The organism is Bacillus sp. LR--39 (assembly GCF_053613335.1).
The window spans coordinates 1-677 of sequence record NZ_JBSIOT010000969.1 but is presented as its reverse complement, the minus strand read 5'-3'; the positions used below and the strand labels follow the sequence as shown (position 1 = coordinate 677).

The window sequence follows — 677 nt, the reverse complement described above, 5'->3', positions numbered from 1 at the left end:
TGCCAGTGTCCTGTCGCGAGAGACAGCCAAAGAGCGGCTGCTGCTATCGCCAGCCAGCTGAGTGCAAAGATTCGGCCCGCATACAAAGCGGCATTTTTGGCCGGTTGCCACGCGCTGTTTAAGCCGATTAGCGCGGTCAAGCCGAAAAGCGTGATACCCCAGCATAAGAGGAGCCAGCGAAGATCATCGTTCAGCCAGGCGCATGAAGCGCCTCCTGTTGTAAGCGTCAGCAGTACAAAAAATTTACGGTAGGAGCGGTCGCCGAACAAATACCGGACAGAGTAGCGCTGGACGATGAAGCCGATTGTCAAGACAAACAAGGCGATCAGCCAAGCCAGCGAATCCAAGCGCCAAGGAGCTCCAGCTTGCCCGGGATTTGCCGTTATCAATGCTGCCAGCGCGGCAAGCGGCGGCAGGGCGATGATCTTGGCGTGAATCCGTACATATGCCAATGGAACCTTTCGATTCAGGACGAGCAGTGCGCTGAACAAACAAAGCGGAAGCGACGCGAAAAATATTTTCAGCCAAAATAAAGAATCTAGCAGATCAAACATCCGGCATCCCTCCGTCGGGATGATGGAAAAGAACATACTGTTTCATGTCTTGCCTTCCTTTCTGAAAACGTAAAAAAAGCCGGTATATTCAGGATCGGCCCATTTCAGCCAATCTTTCTGAAT

1 protein-coding gene is annotated in these 677 nt (G+C 52.3%); it reads right to left on the bottom strand.

From position 1 onward, the window contains the following. The coding region (locus tag ACWHAR_RS27810; protein ID WP_452088534.1) for a proton-conducting transporter transmembrane domain-containing protein at positions 1-554 on the bottom strand (554 nt) is incomplete at its 3' end. Positions 555-677 lie beyond the last annotated feature (123 nt).